This window comes from Streptomyces sp. NPDC048349, from assembly GCF_040651925.1.
Taxonomy (GTDB): Bacteria; Actinomycetota; Actinomycetes; order Streptomycetales; family Streptomycetaceae; genus Streptomyces.
Genome location: NZ_JBEZLA010000095.1, coordinates 1 through 19,152 on the forward strand (window position 1 = coordinate 1; position 19,152 = coordinate 19,152).

Genomic DNA, 19,152 nt, shown 5'->3' on the forward strand with positions numbered 1-19,152 from the left:
GGGCCGGCCCTGCGGGCCGGTGTCCAGCGCTGCGCTCCGGACGGTTCGGGGTTCCGCTTCGCTTCACCCCGAACGGTCTGCTCCGCAGACCTGAGTGACCCCGTTTCACGGGGTCCGGGCCTACGGCCCGTTGGGTGGGTCCGCTCCGCTCCCCCACCCGGGCCCTTTCGGCTCCGCCTCCAGGGCCAGCCCGCCTCCGCGGGCAGCCAGCAGCGGAAGAACGGGGCTGGGTGGGGGGACGGGTTCTCGAGCCAAGGCGCGGTGAGGGTGGAGCGCCCTGGCCAGGGGTCAGGCGTTGGCGGTGGACCGGCTGATGGAATGGCGGCGTGCGCATCGCAGCGTGGGTGCGTCCGGCTCTTCTTCGAAGGGGTCGATCAGCCGGTAACGGACGTCATTGTCGCCTCGGTTGTAGTCCCGAACGCAGGGGGTGCAGTCGCAAGGGGCAGCAAGGTACAGGCCGTGCCAGTCGGTGATGCTCCCGTGGTAGAGGACGAGGTCCCCGGGCTCGATGAGGTCAAGCGCGCGGAACAGGGTGTCATGCATGATGTTGCTCCTCACTAATGTCAGGGGCACTCTGCAACGGGGGGTCGCCAGCGCCTGCTGCTTCATTCGTTGTTCCGGATGAAGACTGGGATTGTGGCCCTGTGGCGGGGCAGTACGCGGGGTTGGGTCCCCGGTCTAATTACTGGGTTCCGGCTACATCTCCGCCCGTCACCGACTCACGTTGTCCACCCCGGTGCACAGGGTCCGTATCCAGTCAGCTCGAACTCCAGACCGCCCCATGTGCAGGCGGGGGCTGAACAGACAGCCCACTGGCGGCACTTCCTCTCCACACCGCCAGCCCCGCACTTGGGGCAGGTCAGGTCTCCATCCTCTTCAGGTGCTCCCTGCCTGTTCTCGGGCTGCTGCGGCCTCAACTCCCGCCCGTAGGCTGCAACAACTCGCTTGTGCGCCATGGCCGGAGTGAGTTCGTAGTCCCAGTCCTGGGGAAGATCAGCGAATTGTGTCTCGTGCTCGCTGCGGGTGATCACGACTTCCAAGGGCTCCAGGTCATGGGGACCACCAACGCAGCGCGAGCACTGCCGCACGGGGCAGGTCGGCGCCAGTCGGTTGTCCCGCTCGTCGCGCTCGCCATGCTCCCGATCGTGGATCGCGGTGATCTCGGCGAGACGCTGGCGGACGTCGTCGCCGGTGCGCAGTACGGTGGGGCCCCGGCCGTAGAGGCGGTAGAACCGTCGGGCCCCTGGTTCTGCTGGCTGGGGGGTGGGCTGGCCTTCCCCGGGAAGCTGGTCGAGAGTGATGGGGATGGAGGTCACCACGGTGTGTTCCTCCATGAGTCGGGCTACGGCCTGGTGGTCGGTGCCGTTCGCCCAGTACTGCCGGACCGTGTACACGGGGGTGAGACGGGAACTGGTGTGGGTCGCTCCCGCGCCCTGGCCGGTGTTGCGGTCACGGTGCTGGTGGTGGACCCGCCATGCGACCGCCGGGACGACACAGAGGGTCAGCCTGTGGTGCGGGCGGTAGAGCACCGTCCGTCCGGGCTGCCAGGTCGGCCCGGTGCCGTGCAAGCGCACCGCCACCGTGCCCGTGCTGCGGACCTCAAGGCCCGTCACGATCGTGGGGCAGAAGTCCGTGAGGATGACGGCGCCTTCGTAGAGGTTCCGCGCCTGGATCTGCTTCATGGCTGCTCCTTCGTGGGGTGGGGCGGGCACGTGGGGGCGTGGCTGATGGCGCCCCCACGTGCCCGCCGGGGACGGTCTAGACGGCCATGAGCCGGAAGGCGCGTTCCATGACGTCGTCGGCGGTGCCCGTGATCACTCGCTCGGCGCGGGCGGCTTTCTTCAGGTCCGGGCTGGTTCCGCGTGCCGGGGCCACGTGGTTGGCGTACTCGGTGATCGCGTTGTAGCCAGCCCAGGCCGTTCCCCGGATGCCAGCCTGCGTGTCCGCCTGCTCGAAGAGATTGCGGATGGTGGTCCACCTGGTGGCCTGGTTCGTCTTCTTCCGGGCGCTGTCGCTGTTGGCGACGGGCCACAGCTCCTCCACGACCGAGCGCAGCATGGGGGTGGTCATCTCCGCGTCGAGCATGCGTTGTGCCGCCTTCTCGAACTCCTCCGTGTACTGGAAGGTAAGGCCCAGGGCCTGGCGGGCCTGTGCGATGCGGCCGCGTGCCCCGGAGGTGTGGCGGACCGTGTAGCTGCTCTTCGCGGTTCGCAGACTGGCGCGCAGGGTGTTGGCGCACACCACGCGGACGGGCGTGACGACGATCCGGAATGCGCTGCTGCCGTCGTGCGAGTTGAACGCTGCGATGTAGAGGTCTACCTCGTCGCTGGTGCCGATGGTCAGGGTCTGGGGAAGCTTCATGGTCAGGAAGACCTGTCGGCCGCCTCGGAGGGATCCGGCGGTCTCGAAGTGCGCCCCGGACTCGTCCACCAGGAAGTTCAGGAACTCGGCGTGTTCCTCGTTCTGTACAGGCACGTAGTCGGTGCCGACCACGCCGAGGGTTTCGGGGCGCGCGGTCTTGGGGTGCGTGCGCACGGTCGCCCGGTGGCTGGGCACGTCCAGCATGGTCGCGCCATCGGCCGTCAGCTCGGTCGCGTTCAGGCCGACCAAGCGGACGTTCCAGCTGTCGAGAGCGGCCAGGCGCATGGCGTCCTCGGCGGTCAGTGCGCTGGTGGTGACGGTGCCCAGTGCGTGCCAGGCGTCCTCGCGGGCGCTGACGAATGCGGCCGTGCCGTCGCTGAACTGCTCGATCTCGTGTGCCATGGGAATGTCTCCTTCTCGGTGTTCCGCGGATGCGGCGGGGGTGCCACTCCCCCGCCCCAGGGCAGGCTGAGATGCCCGCCCTACTGGATGTGGGTGCTGCCAAGGGGTGCGGGCCGGACGGCCGGCCGCCGGGTGGTCCGGCGGCGAGCCAGAACCGGGCAGGTCAGACCAGCGCCGGAGCGTCCATGAACGTGACGGCCGGGGGCACCGGGTCGGACAGGTCACGTTCCTCGGCAATGCAGTAGGCAACGTGGCTCTGCTCGGCCGTGGCCGGGTGCGCGACAAGGTCGCTGATCATCCAGGACATGAACCGCACCCCGCCGTCGAGGTCCATCGTGCGGGCGGCCAGCATGGCGTTCACGCCCGTCGCCGTCGTGGCCAGAAGGAACGCGACGAACACAATCGGGTCGGTCTCGTCGTCCTCGTTCAGCACAGGCCCATCGATGAGGCACTGGCCCTCGACGCACACCACGTCGCCGCTGGTCTCATCCTGGGTTGCCAGTACCACCGTGAGGTGGTGGATCCCCTCACCGGCAACGCGGGCAAGGCACCTCAGCAGAACCATGGAACGCCGGGCGAGCTCGCGCGCTACGAGGCGGTCCTGGGAAGGAAGGTTGAACATGGGCATGCCCTCTCTGTGGTGTTCTCCGGTAGCCTGCGGGGGCCGGGTGCCACTCCCGGCCCCCGCAGGACGGGGCAGGCCGACCGGGACTCGAGCCCGGCCGACCGTGCCGGTCTGTCAGCGGGTGCGCTGCGCGGGGATGCGCAGGCCGTGCACCAGCACCCGCTTGCCTGACAGGTGGCGCTCGATGAGCTGGAGCGCCTGGTCCTGCGAAAGACCTTCCGCCTCGATGGCGCAGCTGTAGGGGATGGCGCCGGTCAGCACGACCGGGCCGCAGAACACATACGGGATGCTGAGCAGCCGCTGGGCGGTGTGGTTGGCGGGTACGTCCTTCCATGGGGCGTCGGAGTCCGCCCAGACCGTCAGCGTGGGGTCGACCCGCTGCGGGCTCATCCGGCCCGGCTTGTGGATCCCTTCGCGGATGAGCAGTTCGTGCGGGGTAGTGGTGGGGGTCCAGTCGGCGAGGACGAAACCGCCGTCGTTCTGCAAGATCAGTGCGTAAGGCTTGGCGTCCGTGGTCACAGCTCTCCCTAAAAGGTCGAGGGCCGGGGGTCTTCGGTGCCGGTGGGGTCTTGCCACATCCCCTCACCGACAAGAGAACTCTATCGCAGATAGAGAGCACGCAGGGGCGGAAACGCCCTCTCGGGACGACCCGAAAGAGTGATGTATTCGCAGGTCACATGGGGTTTGCAGCCCGGCGGGTGGCGGGCATTGCGGGCCGGTGCCGCCCGGCACCCTCGCCGCGCAGCGGCGAGGGCAAGGGATACGGCAGCGCGAAGCGAGGCCGCTGTGGGAGCGCAGCGAGCTCAGCAGCCGGCTGCCGTATCCCGCAGCGCGTGAGAGCGCGCAGCGCTCGGTCCGGGCGCAGCGAAGCGGAGCCCGGCACGCGGGGTTGGGGCGGCGCAGCGAAGCGGAGCGGCCCCAACCCCGGGCGGCACCGGACCCGCAACGCCCGCCACCCGCCGGGCTGAAATGCTTTGAGGGGACCACAACCGGACGGGCTGTGGCCCCTCAAGGGCAGGTTTGGCGCCCAGGGCGCTAGGAAGCGTCGAAGAGCTTCTGGGCAGTCTTCAGTGCCGTCCGACGGACCGCCAGCGGGTAGCCGAGACGGTCCGCCGCTCCTTCGGCGCCGAGCCCCGGCTCCGTGCGCATGAGCGCGACGATGCGCACGGCGCGCTCGTGCTGCAGATGCTTCTGAGCCGCAGAAGTCGAGACTCCCAGGACATCGACCGCGTGGGCCGAGGTCACCGCGGGGTCGGCGTCGAGGAGTTCGGCGATGCGGCCGGGGAGCAGGTCGCGGGGGACCATGTCACCCGATCCCTTCGGCCGTCCGCTGGGGGCGGTCATGGTGCCGCGGCCGGCCGCGTAGGCGAGCACTGCGGACCTCGGCCAGTGCTCGACGCCGCCGACGACCACGGCATGGTCGGCGAGGCGGGGGGCGGTCTTGTAAGTGTCCACGCTGCGCGGCTTCACATCGAGCAGGACGGCCGCCTCGCGGCGGTCAAGCAGATCCTCCCCGTGCTCTACGTCCGGGATGGCCGGCTGCGGCCGGCCGTCGCGGTACGCCTCCACCTGCTCCAGGTCCCACAGCAGGACCTTGGCGTCCACGGAACTCACAGGCTCGGGAAAGCCCTCCGCGCTGTAGGGCTTGGCCCGTCGGAAGGCGGCCCACTTCATGCCCAGGACGACGGCGACTTCCTCCCGGCCGACGGCTGTCCGTCCAGCGCGGATCACGAACCCGACCTCCCGGTAGACGTGGCGCGCCGGCGAATTCCAGCGCACGGAGAAAAATATACCGCACTATGGGAGCAACGTGTGGTGTGCGTGCCGTCGGATCAGCCGAGGGCTATGCTCGGGCGTGAGACGCATGTGGGGTTCTCCCAAGGTGTGTTCTTCGGTAGGCCGGCGCCCTTGCCACCCGCCCTCGGCGGAAGTGGGCGCCGGCCACATCTCTTTCACCCACACACCGCTCCACTCCCCTGCCTGCCCCTCTCTCTTCCGTTCCCCTACTGCTTCTGTCCACCTCCGCCATCAAACCGACTTCCGCCCCGACTCACAGCCCTCACTCCAACCCCCACACCTCTCTCAACTCCCAGCCTCCGGCCCCGCCCAGAACCACAGCCCCACCCCTCCTACCCGAACCCTTTCACCCCCGCCCAGACCTAATGTCTGAGCGGTCACCGGCGCCCAAAGGGCCATCCACCTGCGGAAATGCAGAGGCTCGGGCGTTACACCTTCCCCCTATGCATCCCCCCTTGGGGTTCCCCCCTTTGCGTCCCCCCTGCGCTTCCCCCCACGCGTACCCCGCGGGTTCCGGCGGCTTCCGGCGGGGAAGAGGCCCCAGCCCAGGCCCTCCCGACAGCAGCGACCCGGAGCGGACCCGACACCGGACAGCCCCCCGGCCCCGACAGCGCGGGGTCGTCACGGCGCTTCGCGAGCGGGGCGGCCCGAGCCTCCTTCGTGCTCCCCACCGCGCGCACGCGGGTGCGCCCACCGCGAAGACCGCACTACCGGCACCGGCTACGCCTGGATCGTGAACGCCCGAGCGGGGCGGACCCCGGCCTCGTCCCACGCTTCAGCTTGTTCTCTATCCTCCGGCCTCGAACGGCGTCTCGAGCTGAGCCGTTCACCTGGAGATTCGTCGACGCGGGGGCGGCCTTCGTCTGATCATGTGATCCGCCCAAAGTACAAGTGATCACGATGAAGCCCGTGAGGGTGAGTCTGCGCCCGGTTGCGGGAGAAGGCCCGAAATTCGTCGGAGCAAGGCGGTCAGAGGCCGCCGGGTCCGCTAGAAGTGGTCGGGCAGCCAGGGTTCAAGTTCGCCCGTGCTGCGGACCAGTGTTGCCAGTGCGGACTCGGATCCGGCGTGGACTCCTGCCATACGGGCGGTGGTGGTGCTGCGGTAGCCCCCGGCGTACCAGACGGCGAGCTGCCGGCGCGTGAGGGTGACCTGTCCTTCGGTGTGGGTCGGGGTGATCTCGGCGGCACCGTCCTTGATGTGCAGCAGCCATCGGTCCCAGTCGTCGCCGATCTCGTTCTCGATCTCGACCGGCAAGTTGGTGTTGAGGTCGGCGGGCCAGCCGCGGAGCCGTACGGCCTCGGAAATGTCGAGGATGCGCAGCATCCAGGGGTGCCAGGACTCGGCGCTGGCCCGGTGGTGGCGAAGGCCATGCAGGAGAGTGGGGTAGGGCGGCAGGGCGCCGCGCCGGAAATCGATGGTCTGGGCGCGGGTGTTGTGGCGGCCGAGAAAGGCGAGCATGGCCGCTGCGGTGGGCTGGGTGGCGGCCCAGAAGTCGTGGACGACCACGGTCGCGCCGTGGCGCTCGTGTCGCTTCGTGGCCAGGGACAGCACCCCAGCCGTGGGGTGGCCGGGCCGGTTGAATCGGTACGTCGTCGGACCGCACTTGTCCTCCTTCCACCTGGTCCACCAGGCAGGCCGGAGTACAGGACCATTCCACTGCCGGGCGAGGTCGCGCTGGAGGGATTGAGCCTCGTCGGTGAGGCCGTGCTCGACCTCGAAGTCCGCCATGGTGAAGGACTGCTTGAGGTCGTCCGTGGCCACGGACCAGGCGAGTACGGGTACGAGCGCTTCCCAGCCGAGGCGGCGAGCATAGCCGGTAGAGGAGGTGGAGATCGCGGAGATCACCGCCCCCTGCTCGATGAGGGGGCGCAGGCGCTGGTCGGTCATGCGGGTGGCGAGGTGGTCGCCGCGTTCTTCGGGGGCCACGCAGCCGTCGCCGAGACAGGCGCTGGGGACGGGGGAGCCTCCGAAGAACTGGTCGACGAGGAGGCCGAGGCCGCCGGCGACGACTCGGCCGCCGCGGACGGCTACCTGGAGATCGGCGTGGCCGCGGAGGTGGGTGATGTCGTCAATGCGGTGGCCGTAGGCACGGGTGGCGAGTTCGTCGTACTGCTCCCACAGGCCGTCATTGGCCGGTGTGAAGGTCAGCTGTCCGCTCATGGTCGCCTTCTGGCTAGTAGTCGGTGGCGTTGCGGACGGCGTCAGCGTCCAAGGGGATGAGGAAGGTCCTGGTGAAGGCCAGCACACACGTGCCGTTCTGATTGTGGCCGGTCGTGTGGCAGGTGATGAGCCCGTTGCCGGGCCGGCTGTCTGAGGGCCTGCGGGTGAGGATTTTCGTCTGGGCGTACAGGGTGTCGCCGACGTGGACGGGCGCGTGGAAGCGGACGCGGTCGAGCGCAAGGTTGGCGCTGGTGAGACCGCTGATGCTGCGAACGCTCATGCCGGCCACGAGGTTGAGCGTGACGCCGCCGCAGACCAGGATGCGGCCCCACTGGGTCTGGCGGCTGTAGTGGGCATCGGTGTGGATGGGCGCCGCGTTGCCGGTCAGGGCGGTGCCCATGAGGTTGTCGGTCTCGGTGACGGTCCGGCCGGGACGGTGCTCGATGACCAGGCCGGGTGTGAAGTCGTCGTAGGCGAGTCCGACGTTCTCTCGGATCCGCTCCTCGCCGATACGGCGGTAGCCGTGCGGAAGATGGTCGTTCACAGGGCGCCCTCCACCTCGGCGAGGAGCGCGCGGGCGCGGTTGAAGAAGGGGGTGCCGCGCATATGGCCGTCCACGGTGGTCACGCCGTTTCCGCTGGCGTCGGCTGCGGCCACGATGGCTCGGGCGTGTGCGATCTCGTCTTCGGAGGGGGTGAAGACCTCGTTGATCACGGTGGCGTGGCGGGGGTGCACGCACCCCTTGCCGTAGAAGCCGAGTTCCCTTGCCTGCTCGGCTTCGCGGCGCAGTGCGCTGGGGTCGTCGAGTTCCCAGGTCGGGGCGTCGATGGCGGGGATGTGCGCGGCAGTGGCGGCGTTGATCAGGGCGCAGCGTGCGTAGTGGAGGGCGTCCCAGCCCAGGCCGCAGCGGACGGAGGCGGCGTAGTCGGCGGATCCGAAGATGACTCCGCCGAGCCGGGGAGCGCTCATGATCGCCGGGAGAGTGTCGAAGGCGCGGGGGCTCTCGATCAGTGCCCAGATGTCGGGGGTGTAGCCGTCGCTGTCCAGCACGCCGGCCACGAGTTCGATGTCGCGGTTGGACTCGACCTTGGGGACCACGATGAGGTCGGGTTTGGCGGTGTAGGCGGCCATGGCGACGAGGTCCTGGGTCCCCTCGATGGTCAGAGGGGAGTTCATCCGGATGCCGAGGGTGCACGGCGCGGTGGGGACGGCGAAGAATTGCTGGGCGGCTGTCCGGGCGGCCTGCTTGTCGTGCAGGGCGACGGAGTCCTCGATGTCGACGACGGCGACCGCGGCGCCGGAGTTCTGTGCGGTGGCGAACCGCTCCGGGCGCAGGCCCGGGGTGATGATCCAGGCCCGTCCGGGCCTTCGGCTGCTCTTCTCCATGTTCGTGTTCACCTTTCGTCGCGCTTGCGCTGAATGAGGAGGTCGAGCCGGCCGAGGGTGGCGGCGCCTTTGATCTCGCTGTCGCTGATGTCGATGGCGTAGCGGTCGGTCAGGAGGACGGACAGCTCGACGATGGCGAGGGAATCGAACCCTGCCCGGTCGAGGCTGGCGTCGTCGGTGAGGTGGTTCGCGGGCAGTTTGAGTTCGTCGCGCAGGATGCTGGTGAGGTCACCGGTCATGAGGGGTTGTCCTTCGGGGTGGCGGGGTCAGGGGAGGTCGGGCCAGGTGAGGGTGGTGGCGCCCCAGGTCAGTCCGGCGCCGAATGCGGTGAGGAGGACGCGGTGCCGGGCTTTGAGGCGGCGGTCGGCGGTGGCTTGGGCCAGGAGGAGGGGGATGGAGGCGGCGCCGGTGTTTCCGACGTGCTCGACGTTGCTCAGCTGGCGCTCCTCGGGGACGCCGAGCTGGCGGGCGACGAAGCCGGTGATGCGGGCGTTGGCCTGGTGTGACACCAGGCGGTCGACGTCCTCCACGTCCCATCCGACCGCGCGGGCGGCCACGAGGGAGACGGCGGCCATGTGCTCGACGGCGTGCCGGAAGACCCCTGCGCCTTCCATGTGCAAGGCGCCGGGGTGGGAGGCCTGGATCAGGTCGGCGCAGGTGCCGTCGCTGCCCAGTACCATCGGCCCGAGCGCCCCATCCTCACCCGCGCTGCCGCCTCGCAGGACCATCGCCCCGGCAGCGTCGCCGAACAGCGGGACGGTCGTACGGTCTTCGGGGTCGGGGAGGCAGGAAAGCCGGTCCGCGCCGATGACGAGAACCGTCTGCGCCGTGCCCGCCGTGATGAGTCCGGCCGCGGTCGCCAGCGCGTAGAGGAAGCCTGTGCAGCCGGCCGCGAGGTCGTACGCGGGGATTCCGGTCAGGCCGAGCCGGGAGGCAACGGCGGGGGCGGTGGCCGGACAGCAACGGTCAGGGGTGGTGGTGGCCACCACCAGCGCTTGCAACGCCACCGGCGGTGAACCGGCCAGCGCCTGGGCGGCTGCCTGGACGGCCAGGTCTTCGGTGGAGAGGTCCGCTCCCGCGATGTGGCGCTGAGCGATGCCGGTGCGGGAGCGGATCCATTCGTCCGTGGTGTCCAGGCGGGCAGTGAGGTCGGCGTTCGAGACGACAACCGGGGGCAGGGCCGCGCCGATGCCGCAGACCACCGCGGCCCGCGCCTGCGCCCCAGGTACGTCGCGGGCGGTCATCGGGCGGCTGCCTTCAGCTGCCGGGCGACCTCGCCAATCAGGTCCTCTTGACCTGCGACCACCTGGCGCTCGCCGAGCGCGAGGAATAGGTCGACGGGGTCGACGCCCTCGCGGCGGGCGGTTTCCAGCACCGGCTGCTTGAAGCCGGAAAACACCCCGGCCACGCCGCTGACGAGGGCGATCGAGTCGATGACCGGTGGGGCCTTCATCAGCCGTTGCTCGGCGATGTCCGCTGCGGCCAGTGCCTCGCGCAGGTCGATCCCGGTGTCGAAGCTGCGGCGTTCGAGCACGGCCACGAGCACTTCGAGCTGCGTGTTGCCCGCCCCGGCGCCGAACCCGCGGGCGGTGGCGTCGATGATGCCGGCTCCGGCCTCTACGGCGGCGAGCGAGTTCGCCATGGCCATGGAGAGGTTGTTGTGTCCGTGGAAGATGATCGGCACCTCGACGGCCTCGGTGATGGCGTGGACGCGTTCGATCACGTTGGAGGGGAGGTAGTGGCCGGCGGAGTCCATGATGCCGACGGCCTGCGCGCCGAACTTCACCAGTAGGGCGCACTGTTCGGCGAGCTGGTCGGGGCTGGCCATGTGGCTCATGAGCAGGACGCCCTGGGCTTCGGCGCCGAGGTCGCGGACGAGACCGAGGTGGCGTTCGGTGATGTCGGCCTCGGTGCAGTGCGCGGCGATGCGGACCACGTCGGCGCCGTGGTGGACGGCGGTGTGCAGGTCGTCGGCGGTGCCCCAGCCGGGGGCCATGAAGACGCCCATCTTCGAGCGGGTCAGCGCCTCGCGGACGGTGGTGAGCATGACCTGGTCGGGGAGCTTGGCCCGGCCGATCTGGAGGCTGGAGGCACCCAGTCCATTGCCGTGGCCGACCTCCACCACCGCTACGCCCGCGGCGTTGGCGGCGGTGGCGTAGGCGTGGAGCTGGTCGGCGTCGAGCTGGTGGCCGACCGCGTGGTGGCCGTCGCGCAGGGTCGGGTCGTGAATGAGCACGTGGGGCCGCTGCTGGTGTGTGACGTCGTCCATGGGGATTTCCCCTTCACCGGCCGACGTACTGCTCGGCGAGCAGCACGGCGGCGCCGTTGATGATGTCGAGGTTTCCGGCGTATGCGGGGATGCGGCCGCCGATGGCTGCTACTTCCACCGCGACCGAGATCCGGCTCTTGTCCACCGCGAGGGCAGTCACCTTGAATCCGGGCGTGAACGTGCGCACGTCTTCGGCGGCGGCCGCGATGCTCGTACGCACGGGTACCGGGCGGATGCCGTCTGCGAGCACGGTCATGGCCACTCGGAACGGCGGGGCCGGCTGTGCCGGGCTGAGGTTGACCAGCACCTTGACGTCCCTGGTACTGGTGAAGGAGCGGATCGCGGCGGCGGTGGTGGCGATGTACTGGTCGAGGTTGAGTCGGGTGGCCCGGCCGGCGCTGGCGCTGGCCCCGGTGGAGACCACTTCGATGTAGGTGGGGGTGCACCGCTGGGAGATCGCGTGCAGGACGGGGATGGCCGCCTGGCCGCCGCAGCTGACCAGGTTGATGTGCCGGTGGCCGGCCGCCTGGCCCCCGTTGATGCTCGGCACAATCACCGTTCCGAGCCCGGTGGGGGTCAGGTCGATCAGCGTGGTGTCGGTGCCCTGCAGGGCGGCCCAGTGTTCGGCGTGGCTGTCGGCGTTAGTGGCGTCGAAGACCACGTCGAGCGGCCCGCCCTTCAGCAGGGAGGCGATCCCGCCGGTGGCCGTGGCGTACCCCATCTCGGTAGCCCGCCGCAGGCCCAGGCTCTCCCGGTCACGGCCCGCGACCAGGCGAAGGTCCAGCTTTTTCGACCGCTGGATCTTCTCTGCGAGGTCGATCCCGATCAGGCCCGCGCCGAGTACCGCGACACGGGGGCGTCGTTCATCAGCAGCCATGGGCCGCTCCTTCTTAAAGGGATGCACATCAGGGGCGCAGCGCGCAGCGGGTGCGGGCTGTCTCGTGCGTCGGGACGGCTACAGGACGTGGAGCTCGACCGGCGGCAGATGCAGCGCGCGGGCGTGCACCGTGGTTCCGGCTTCCAGCGGGAGGCTGGCGTGTACGGCCCCGGCCAGGACCAGTTCCCCGGCTCGCAGGCCGGTGCGGAAGCGGCTCAGTCTCTGCGCTAGCCACACCAGCGGCTGGAACGGGTCGCCGAGGACCGCCCGGCCTTCCCCGGTGGCCACGGCGGTGCCGTCGACGCTGACCACCAGCGGTTCGGCGGCCAGGTCTATGTCCGCGTCGAGCGGCACCATGGGTCCGGTGACGACCCGGGCGCAGGATGCGTTGTCGGCGATGCTGTCCGCGACCGTGATCCGCCAATCGGTGAACCGGGTGTCGATCACCTCCAGGGCGAGGAACACCTTCTCCACTGCGGCCCTGGCGGACTCCACGCCGAGGTTCGGGCCCGCAAGGTCGGAGCCGAGGAGGAAGCCGATCTCCGCCTCCACGCGCGGCTGCATGAGTGCGGACCGGGCCAGGCTGCTGCCGCTGCGCAGCAGCATGTCGTCCAGAAGGACACCCGAATCCGGCTCGTCGACGCTCATCTGCTGCTGCATGGCCTTGGAGGTCACCCCGGCCTTGTGGCCGACGACGCGGGCGCCGCCCTCGATCCGCCGCGCCACCGCCGCGGCCTGCACCTGGTAGGCATCGTCCAGGGTTAGGCCGGGCTTGTGCACGGTCAGCGCAGCCATCGGGATCCGCTCGCGTTCCGCCTCAAGCAGCGCAGTCGCTGTATCGGTGATCCAGTGAACTCCCCGCTCATCCATGAAGATCCCTCCAAAGGGCGTCCATTAGTTCGGAGATTTCGGCCCAGGAGCAGATCCGGGCCGGGCTCTGGCCCGGCCCCTGGCTCGGCTCGCTGAACGCCCGAGCCTCCTGGTCTGATGAAGAGTCAACCGGCAACCGCGCGACGGCGGTACGGTGGCGGACAGGCCAAGCGGTATATCGCGTATATCCGGGCAGGTGCTCATGACCCCGCGCACGCCGAACCATCAGCTCCGCGACCTCGTCGGGGAATCCGGTCTCACCTACGAGGCCGTGGCCAGGGCCGTCTCTGCCGTAGGCGCCGAATGCGGCGCCCACTTACGTACGAACAAGAGCGCCGTGGAGCACTGGATCTCAGGCTCCGTGCCCCAAGGTGATACGCCCCGCTACCTCGCCGTAGCGCTCTCCCGGCGCCTGGGCCGGCTCCTGACCCTCGCCGACCTCGGCCTGCCCTCCACGGGCGAGGCGGGCAATGACACCATCGGACTGTCCCTCGGAGCCGACCCGATGGACGCCTTGCTGCCAATGTGGAGGTACGAGTTGGACCGCCGCCGCTTCCTGACCGCCTCCGCCTACTCCGTGGCCGCCGCCGCCCTGCCGCTCACATACGTGCAGGAAATCGCCGCCCGCACCGCGGCCGCCCGCACCGGCCTCACCGTCTCGATGGCCGAAGTCGCCGCCGTACGCGACATGATCAGCGCCTTCTCCGAGATGGACGAACGGCACGGCGGACAGCACGGACGCAGCGCTCTCATCACCTATCTCCGTGACGACGTCGCCCCGCTGTGCCGGGCCCGCTTCCGCACGGACGAGGTCCGCCAGCAGATGCTCTCCGCCGCCAGCCGCGGCGTGCACCTGCTGGGCTGGAAGAGCTACGACGCCGGCCAGCAGGGCTTGGCCCAGCGCTACTACCTCCAGTCCTACGCCCTGGCCACCGAGTCCGGGCTGCGTGGGCACGACGGCTTCGTGATGCGCACCATGGCCATGCAGGGCCTCAAGCTCCACCGCCCCGAGCACTGCTTGGGACTGGCCGAGACGGGGCTGAACCGGGCCAAGGGACGGGTCGACGCCCAGACCGAAGCCCTCTTCCGGGTCGTCCACGCCCACACCCTGGCCAAGAACGGTAAACGCCGCGCGGCCCTGGCCGAGGCGGAGCAAGCCCGCTTCCTGCTCAGCGGTGCCCCCGGTGACGAAGTGCCGTTCTGGGCTCTGGCATGGGGCCCGCCGGCCGCGTCGGTGTATTCCCGCACCGCCAAGGTCCACGAGGCCCTCGGCGACCACCGGGCCGCCGCCGAACAGTACGCTCTCGCCGCCACCGCCCGCCCCGCCGGAACCTACGCGCGGATCGTCGCGCTGGACCTCGTCGCCGGCGCCGAGATGCACCTCAAGCACGGCAGCATCGAGCAAGCGTGCGCCACGTGGCACCGGGCGATCGACCACATGGACGGAGTCCGCTCCGTCCGCACCCGCAAGGCCGTCAGCCGCATGCGCAGCGACCTGGCACGCTTCCGGGCTCGCGGCCTACGCTGCGCGGCCGAGCTCGACGAACGGGGCCGCGACTTCCTCGCGAGCGCCTGAGTCAGGCACCGGGCTGGAGCGGGGCCTGGGCGTACCGGCGGATGATCGGCTCCAGGTAGTCCACGTGCGGTCCTGCCAGGTCGGCGAGCTGATCCGGGGAGCGCACGAGCGCGAGTTTGTCGAGTTCGGGCTCGCGGCCTTCCGCGAGTTCCGCCGCCACCACGGCAGCGAAGGGTTCGCGCAGCTCCACCTCCAGCCGGGCGGGAGCGAGGTAGGTGAGTCCGATGCTGCTGTTCTCGCCACGGGTCACCGTCCATAGCCGCAGTTCGTCCGGCTTGACGTCGACCCCGGTTTCCTCGGCCAGTTCGCGCGCGGCCTGGCCGCGCAGAGTGGCCTCATCCAGAACTTCCCCGCTCCCGGGGGGTTCCACGGACCCGCCTGGCAACTGCCACCGCCCGGGGGCCGCGGTCGAGGGCGACATCCTCACCACGAGGACCCGGCCGTCGTCCGTCGGCTGGACGGCGTTCACGAACAACGACGGCAACGCCGCAGCGCCGGGAACCCGGCGCAGAGCATAGTGGCGGTACGTCACCGGAGCCCAGCGCAGAAACAGCGTGTGCGGGTCCTCCCACCGGAGTTCCGCGCACGCCACCACCGGCCCGTCAAACAAGGTCGGATTGGCCCGCACTGCCGTGTCCCACACACAATCCCGCGCCGCTGTGTGCTCCGGGGAAAGCTCAGGCGCCTCGCCCTCTGCCAGACGAAGGCGGTGAACGTCGAACAGTTCAACGCCCGAAGGCGGTGTCTTGGTCACCCGACTCATCGTAGAGGCCTTCAGGGCCCGCGAACGAATGCCAGACGCGTTCGCGATCTCCGAGGTCTCCAGAGCTCCCCAGGGGGCCAGCACCCTGCCCAGCATGAGCTCGACAGCAGCGTCCAGGAGCTCGGCCTCAGCCTGATCCGCCGCCAGTCGGTCCTGCTCGGCGATTGCCCGTAGCTCCCTCAGCCGTTTCCAGTTCACGGGCCTGCTTCTCCCGCGTTTCCGGGCTCACACCTGGGCGCACCATGTACTCCTCATCAGCGACGTCCGGACTCGTTATCAAACCCTGCTCCTACTCGCGCGGGGGCGGGGCCAGAACGTCCAGAAGAGTGGGTGCGCACGGTTACAAGTGGGCCAGCTGCCCGCGTTCGGTCCGTCCAGTGGGCGCAACGCGCAACCTGTGCGGGCTGGCTGCCACCGACAGGATCCGACCCCGGTGCCCCCACACCCGCGGCCGGTGGCACCCAGGCCAACAGGCGCTGGTCCGGTGTCCACGCGTATCCGTGGACAGTGATTTGCCTGAGACGCACCCGACGGGAGTCCCAGGCCGGGCGATGGACGCAGGGGTCATGGATGTAGGTAGCTGTTGAGGTAGCTCCGGGCTGCGGCCTCGCTCGTGCCGAGCGCAGTCGCCACCGCTTCGATTGGCACATCTACGGCGGCGAGTTCGTACGCCGCGTGCTGGCCGACCTGGGCGATGACGTATCGCAGGTCGGCCAGGGCCTTCAAGGCGACCAGCGGTTTTTCGGCGCTCAGGCCGTCGAGTTGGCGTACGAGTGGGGTGAGCAGTTCGGTGAGCTCCGGTGGCAGTGGGACGGCCGCGTCCCGGATGACCGATAGATGTGCGTGGTAGTCCTTGACCGGCCCGGACAAATCGACGTCGACCTCGTAGAGGGGCTTGTCATTCGGGAGCGTGGCCCAGTCGAGCGGGTACTCGGCCATACCCCGCCAGCCGCAGGAGCAGCTGCCCCGCAGGACCGCGGCCCTGGGCCGCCCGAACCGGCCGTCGTACACGTGCCACTCGGCCGACGACGGCACGTCCGGACCGCTGCCCACGTCGAAATAGACCGGCCCCGGCTCGCTGCCGTCGGCCAGCAGCACCCCCACCGACCCCGTGTGCGCCGCCCCCAACGCCTCGAGCACCCTGTCCACGACGACCACTCCTCCCCGCAGCGCGCGGCCAGCCCGGCCGGGCGGCCAGTCCATGACGCCCAGACTGCCCCGAACGGGCCGCCAACGCACCGCGATCCACCGAAAGAGATACGGACGCAGTGCCTGCCCTGACGGACGCAGTGGAGCGGGCAACCACGTCGGCCGCCGCCGATAGAGGCTCCAGCGGCGTCGGCCGAACGGCCACCAGCTGCGGCGTGTGCGAGCGGGCGGCGGGCTCGTGGGTTGAGGCGGAACCGTGGGCGCGGCGGCACGGCAGGTACGGGCGGCATTTCGGGCATCACTGGGGCCGGCATGGGCGGAACCGACGAGGGTACTGGCGTGACGGGCGTCGGCGGGTCGCGGCGGGCAGGAGCGGGGGCGGCGTTGGTGCCGCTGCCGGAACCGGGGCCGGGGGAAAGTGGTCGGCAACGGCCGGGGGACCATGGAGGTACTGCTGGGCGGCGAGGCGGTGGTGTTCGTCAGCCCCTGTGCGGGTTTGGGTGCTGCTGCCGCTGTCCGGACCTGGCGCAGGGTCCGCTGGGCGAGGGAGAGCGGTGGCGGGCAGGCGGGTGGGCCTCTGAGGCCGGTGGCGTCGTGGTAGGTCCAGTGGGCGAGCTGCCAGTGTTCTTCGGCGCACATCTGCAGTTCGGGCCTGCCCCGGCCCGGGGTCCAGACCTTCCAGGGCCGACAGCCAGGACGTAGTCGCCGACCGTGAGCGGTGCGAGAAGGCTGGAATGGTCGGAGCGGATGCGTACTGTGAATTGTTCCCGTCGGCAAGACGCAGGACGGGCGTGTGGCGGCTGTCGTTGCTGACGGAGGTGACGCGGCCGTACAGGGCGAGCGGATGTGCGGGCTTGGGCCCGGTGGTCAGGCGCGTGTACAGCCTGGCCTGGTCTTCGGGTGACGGGCCATGGCAGAACTCGCTCCAGGCCACCGCCGTGTTCTTGCCCGGGCGGCGCACCTTGAACCGGGCGACCACCGCAGTGGCGAAATCGTCCTTCTGCAGGAACCGGGCGACGACCACTGCACTGTTGATAAGTGGGGGCAGCAGCGGCCGTACCGTGGCAATGTCCACCCCGACGTGGCCGCCGGCCCCAGCAGAAACGTCGTGGACCGGGTCTTCACGAGCCCGTGTGGACCTGCATGACCGCCACGGCTAGCGCGTGTCTTCTTGATGGGCTGATCAGTTGATCGGATGTGTCCGTCCGATTAGTGATCACCGATGCGATGTGGGACCGGATCGAGCTGCTGATGCCGGCCGATCCGGTCCGCGGACGGCGGTGGGCCGACCACCGCCGCACCCTTGAGGCCATCGCCTGGAAGTACCGCAGCAACTCGCCCTGGCGGGACCTGCCCGAAGAGCTCGGCCCGTTCCAGACCGCCCACAAACGCCTGATCAGGTGGGCCGTGGACGGAACCTGGGAGAAAATCCTCGCCTCCGTCCTGGCAGCGGCGGACGCCGACGACGACATCGACTGGACCGTGTCAGTGGACTCCACGGTTGTCCGGGCCCACCAGCACGCCGCAGGCGCACGCAAAAGGGGGCGACCCGCTCCGGCAAGCCCTCCGATCACGCACTCGGACGCTCACGCGGAGGGCTGAGCACCAAAGGTCCACCTGGCCGCGGATGGTGGAGCTCGGCCGCTGGCATTCACCGTCACCGCAGGCCAAGCCGGTGACGCACCCGCCTTCGAGACGGTGATGGCCCGCATCCGGGTGCCCCGAACAGGCCCGGGCAGGCCACGGCCCCGCCCCTTCGCCGTTCTGGCCGACCGGGCCTACTCGTCCCGCGCCATCCGCAAACACCTGCGACGCCGGGGCATCCGCGCGATCATCCCGCAGCCGTCCGACCAGATCGGCCACCGTTTGCGGCGAGGCCGACTCGGTGGCCGCCCGCCCGGTTTCGACCGATCCTGGACGGCTGCCCCGACCTGGCCACCGCCCGCGACCTCGCCCAGGAGTTCAGCACCATCGCCCGCGAACGCCGCGGCCACGACCTCACCCACTGGATGACCCGCGCCCTCGACCAAGGACCACAGCCGGTCAAGGGCTTCGCCGCCTTCCTCCAGAACGACTGGGACGCTGTCGTCAACGGCCTCACCCTGCCGTGGAGCTCCGGCGCCGTAGAAGGCCGGGTCACCCGCATCAAGCTGATCAAAAGCCGGTCATACGGCCGGGCCTCCGTCGCGCTCCTGCGGACCCTTGTACTCGCTCAGCCTCCTTGACCGGAGCAGACTCCTGACCCGGGTTACCGGGCTGCATGTGACATCCTGCGACAGTGCTTTTGAGTGATCATGCGAGCAGCGTCGAGCTCTGGCCCCTGCGCTACCAGTTCCCCGCCGCCCCGGGAGACTCATACGACGACAACTGGCTGGTCATCGGTGGAAAGGTGACAACTCCCGAAGGCAGTTGGTCGTTCGCTGATCCATGCCTGCTGACCGACGAGGCCCGTGAGGTGGCTGGCTGGCTGCGCGCGGTGGCCGCTGAGACAGTGCACGCGACCGGTCGGGATGCCGAAGGCGAGTTGTCTCCGGACACCTGGTTCGTCGAGCCGGTCCTGGGCTTCAGCCTCGCCGATCAAAGCGAGGGCGTGGCGGTGATTCGCGTTCACCTGTCCGTGGAGGCTGCACCCCCATGGCAGCAGGGTGCCGAGAGCACGGGCATCTACCAGTACGCCGTGGAGGTACGGGCGGATACGGATGCGCTGCTTCACGCCGCTGAACAGTGGGATCTTGCTCTGGCGTCCTTCCCGCCCCGCTGACCAGCATCGCGTGACAGCGGGCATCACGAAATATCCGCCACAGCCTTGAAAACGGCCGCTGTCGCTCTTCGCCTCACTTCGTTGCCGCTTGAACAGTGTGGGGAAGGTGGGGATCGTGCGAGCATGCGTGGGCCCCGCCGACCGTCAGGTCGGCG

At 69.7% G+C, this 19,152-nt stretch carries 19 protein-coding genes and 1 pseudogene; 4 read left to right on the forward strand and 16 right to left on the reverse strand.

Annotation, left to right across the window (positions count from 1 at the left end; all coding sequences use genetic code 11):
- Nucleotides 1-288: 288 nt before the first annotated feature.
- The 14 genes from AB0D44_RS32155 to AB0D44_RS32220 all read right to left on the reverse strand — a co-directional run bounded on the left by AB0D44_RS32155 (nt 289) and on the right by AB0D44_RS32220 (nt 12,748).
- Nucleotides 289-543, reverse strand: coding sequence for a hypothetical protein (locus AB0D44_RS32155; RefSeq protein ID WP_362597718.1), 255 nt, complete (start codon nt 541-543; stop codon nt 289-291).
- A 176-nt stretch (nt 544-719) separates the two neighbouring features.
- Nucleotides 720-1,682 carry a hypothetical protein gene (locus AB0D44_RS32160; protein ID WP_362597720.1) on the reverse strand — a complete coding sequence of 321 codons (963 nt, stop codon included), beginning with the start codon at nt 1,680-1,682 and terminating at the stop codon, nt 720-722.
- A gap of 76 nt (nt 1,683-1,758) precedes the next feature.
- Nucleotides 1,759-2,763: a DUF932 domain-containing protein gene (locus AB0D44_RS32165; RefSeq protein ID WP_362597723.1), complete on the reverse strand. Its 1,005-nt coding sequence runs from the start codon at nt 2,761-2,763 to the stop codon at nt 1,759-1,761.
- 163 nt (nt 2,764-2,926) lie between these two features.
- Complete coding sequence (locus AB0D44_RS32170; RefSeq protein WP_362597726.1) at nt 2,927-3,391, reverse strand: hypothetical protein; 465 nt, start codon at nt 3,389-3,391, stop codon at nt 2,927-2,929.
- Between the two features lie 111 nt (nt 3,392-3,502).
- A complete protein-coding gene (locus tag AB0D44_RS32175; protein WP_362597729.1) occupies nt 3,503-3,907 on the reverse strand; it encodes a hypothetical protein in 405 nt (134 codons plus the stop codon).
- A gap of 516 nt (nt 3,908-4,423) precedes the next feature.
- Nucleotides 4,424-5,167, reverse strand: coding sequence for a hypothetical protein (locus AB0D44_RS32180; RefSeq protein ID WP_362597732.1), 744 nt, complete (start codon nt 5,165-5,167; stop codon nt 4,424-4,426).
- A 1,006-nt stretch (nt 5,168-6,173) separates the two neighbouring features.
- Entirely contained in the window at nt 6,174-7,346 is a 1,173-nt protein-coding gene (locus tag AB0D44_RS32185) for a GNAT family N-acetyltransferase (RefSeq protein ID WP_362597735.1), read from the reverse strand.
- Nucleotides 7,347-7,359: 13 nt separating this feature from the next.
- Complete coding sequence (locus AB0D44_RS32190) at nt 7,360-7,857, reverse strand: MaoC family dehydratase (protein ID WP_362597766.1); 498 nt, start codon at nt 7,855-7,857, stop codon at nt 7,360-7,362.
- A gap of 29 nt (nt 7,858-7,886) precedes the next feature.
- Entirely contained in the window at nt 7,887-8,732 is an 846-nt protein-coding gene (locus AB0D44_RS32195; protein ID WP_362597737.1) for a CoA ester lyase, read from the reverse strand.
- A gap of 8 nt (nt 8,733-8,740) precedes the next feature.
- Complete coding sequence (locus AB0D44_RS32200; RefSeq protein ID WP_362597740.1) at nt 8,741-8,971, reverse strand: acyl carrier protein; 231 nt, start codon at nt 8,969-8,971, stop codon at nt 8,741-8,743.
- A 27-nt stretch (nt 8,972-8,998) separates the two neighbouring features.
- The gene (locus AB0D44_RS32205) at nt 8,999-9,976 is read right to left on the reverse strand and encodes a beta-ketoacyl-ACP synthase 3 (protein WP_362597743.1); all 978 of its coding nucleotides are present in this window, start codon (nt 9,974-9,976) and stop codon (nt 8,999-9,001) included.
- Nucleotides 9,973-11,001: a 4-hydroxy-2-oxovalerate aldolase gene (gene dmpG, locus AB0D44_RS32210; RefSeq protein WP_362597746.1), complete on the reverse strand. Its 1,029-nt coding sequence runs from the start codon at nt 10,999-11,001 to the stop codon at nt 9,973-9,975. The genes AB0D44_RS32205 and dmpG overlap by 4 nt, the downstream gene beginning before the upstream one ends.
- A 13-nt stretch (nt 11,002-11,014) precedes the next feature.
- A complete protein-coding gene (locus AB0D44_RS32215) occupies nt 11,015-11,878 on the reverse strand; it encodes an acetaldehyde dehydrogenase (acetylating) (RefSeq protein ID WP_362597748.1) in 864 nt (287 codons plus the stop codon).
- A gap of 78 nt (nt 11,879-11,956) precedes the next feature.
- Nucleotides 11,957-12,748 (reverse strand): fumarylacetoacetate hydrolase family protein, encoded by a 792-nt coding sequence (locus AB0D44_RS32220; protein ID WP_362597751.1) that lies wholly within the window; start codon nt 12,746-12,748, stop codon nt 11,957-11,959.
- A gap of 202 nt (nt 12,749-12,950) precedes the next feature.
- Here AB0D44_RS32220 and AB0D44_RS32225 point away from each other — a divergent pair, with 202 nt between their 5' ends.
- Complete coding sequence (locus AB0D44_RS32225) at nt 12,951-14,324, forward strand: hypothetical protein (RefSeq protein ID WP_362597754.1); 1,374 nt, start codon at nt 12,951-12,953, stop codon at nt 14,322-14,324.
- Between the two features lies 1 nt (nt 14,325).
- Here AB0D44_RS32225 and AB0D44_RS32230 read toward each other — a convergent pair whose 3' ends face one another.
- Together AB0D44_RS32230 and AB0D44_RS32235 are read right to left on the reverse strand one after the other, a co-directional pair.
- On the reverse strand, nt 14,326-15,285 hold the full coding sequence (locus tag AB0D44_RS32230) for an NUDIX domain-containing protein (protein WP_362597757.1): 960 nt from the start codon (nt 15,283-15,285) through the stop codon (nt 14,326-14,328).
- Between the two features lie 366 nt (nt 15,286-15,651).
- Nucleotides 15,652-16,236, reverse strand: a complete 585-nt coding sequence (locus AB0D44_RS32235; protein WP_362597760.1) for a hypothetical protein — start codon at nt 16,234-16,236, stop codon at nt 15,652-15,654.
- Nucleotides 16,237-17,433: 1,197 nt separating this feature from the next.
- On the opposite strand from AB0D44_RS32235, the pseudogene AB0D44_RS32240 reads away from it, so the two are divergent.
- The 3 genes and pseudogenes from AB0D44_RS32240 to AB0D44_RS32250 all read left to right on the forward strand — a co-directional run.
- Nucleotides 17,434-18,144: pseudogene (locus AB0D44_RS32240) on the forward strand (IS5 family transposase); the annotation flags it as partial.
- Between the two features lie 5 nt (nt 18,145-18,149).
- Nucleotides 18,150-18,461, forward strand: coding sequence for a transposase (locus AB0D44_RS32245; protein WP_362597769.1), 312 nt, complete (start codon nt 18,150-18,152; stop codon nt 18,459-18,461).
- 53 nt (nt 18,462-18,514) lie between these two features.
- Nucleotides 18,515-18,997: a hypothetical protein gene (locus AB0D44_RS32250; RefSeq protein ID WP_362597763.1), complete on the forward strand. Its 483-nt coding sequence runs from the start codon at nt 18,515-18,517 to the stop codon at nt 18,995-18,997.
- Nucleotides 18,998-19,152: the final 155 nt, after the last annotated feature.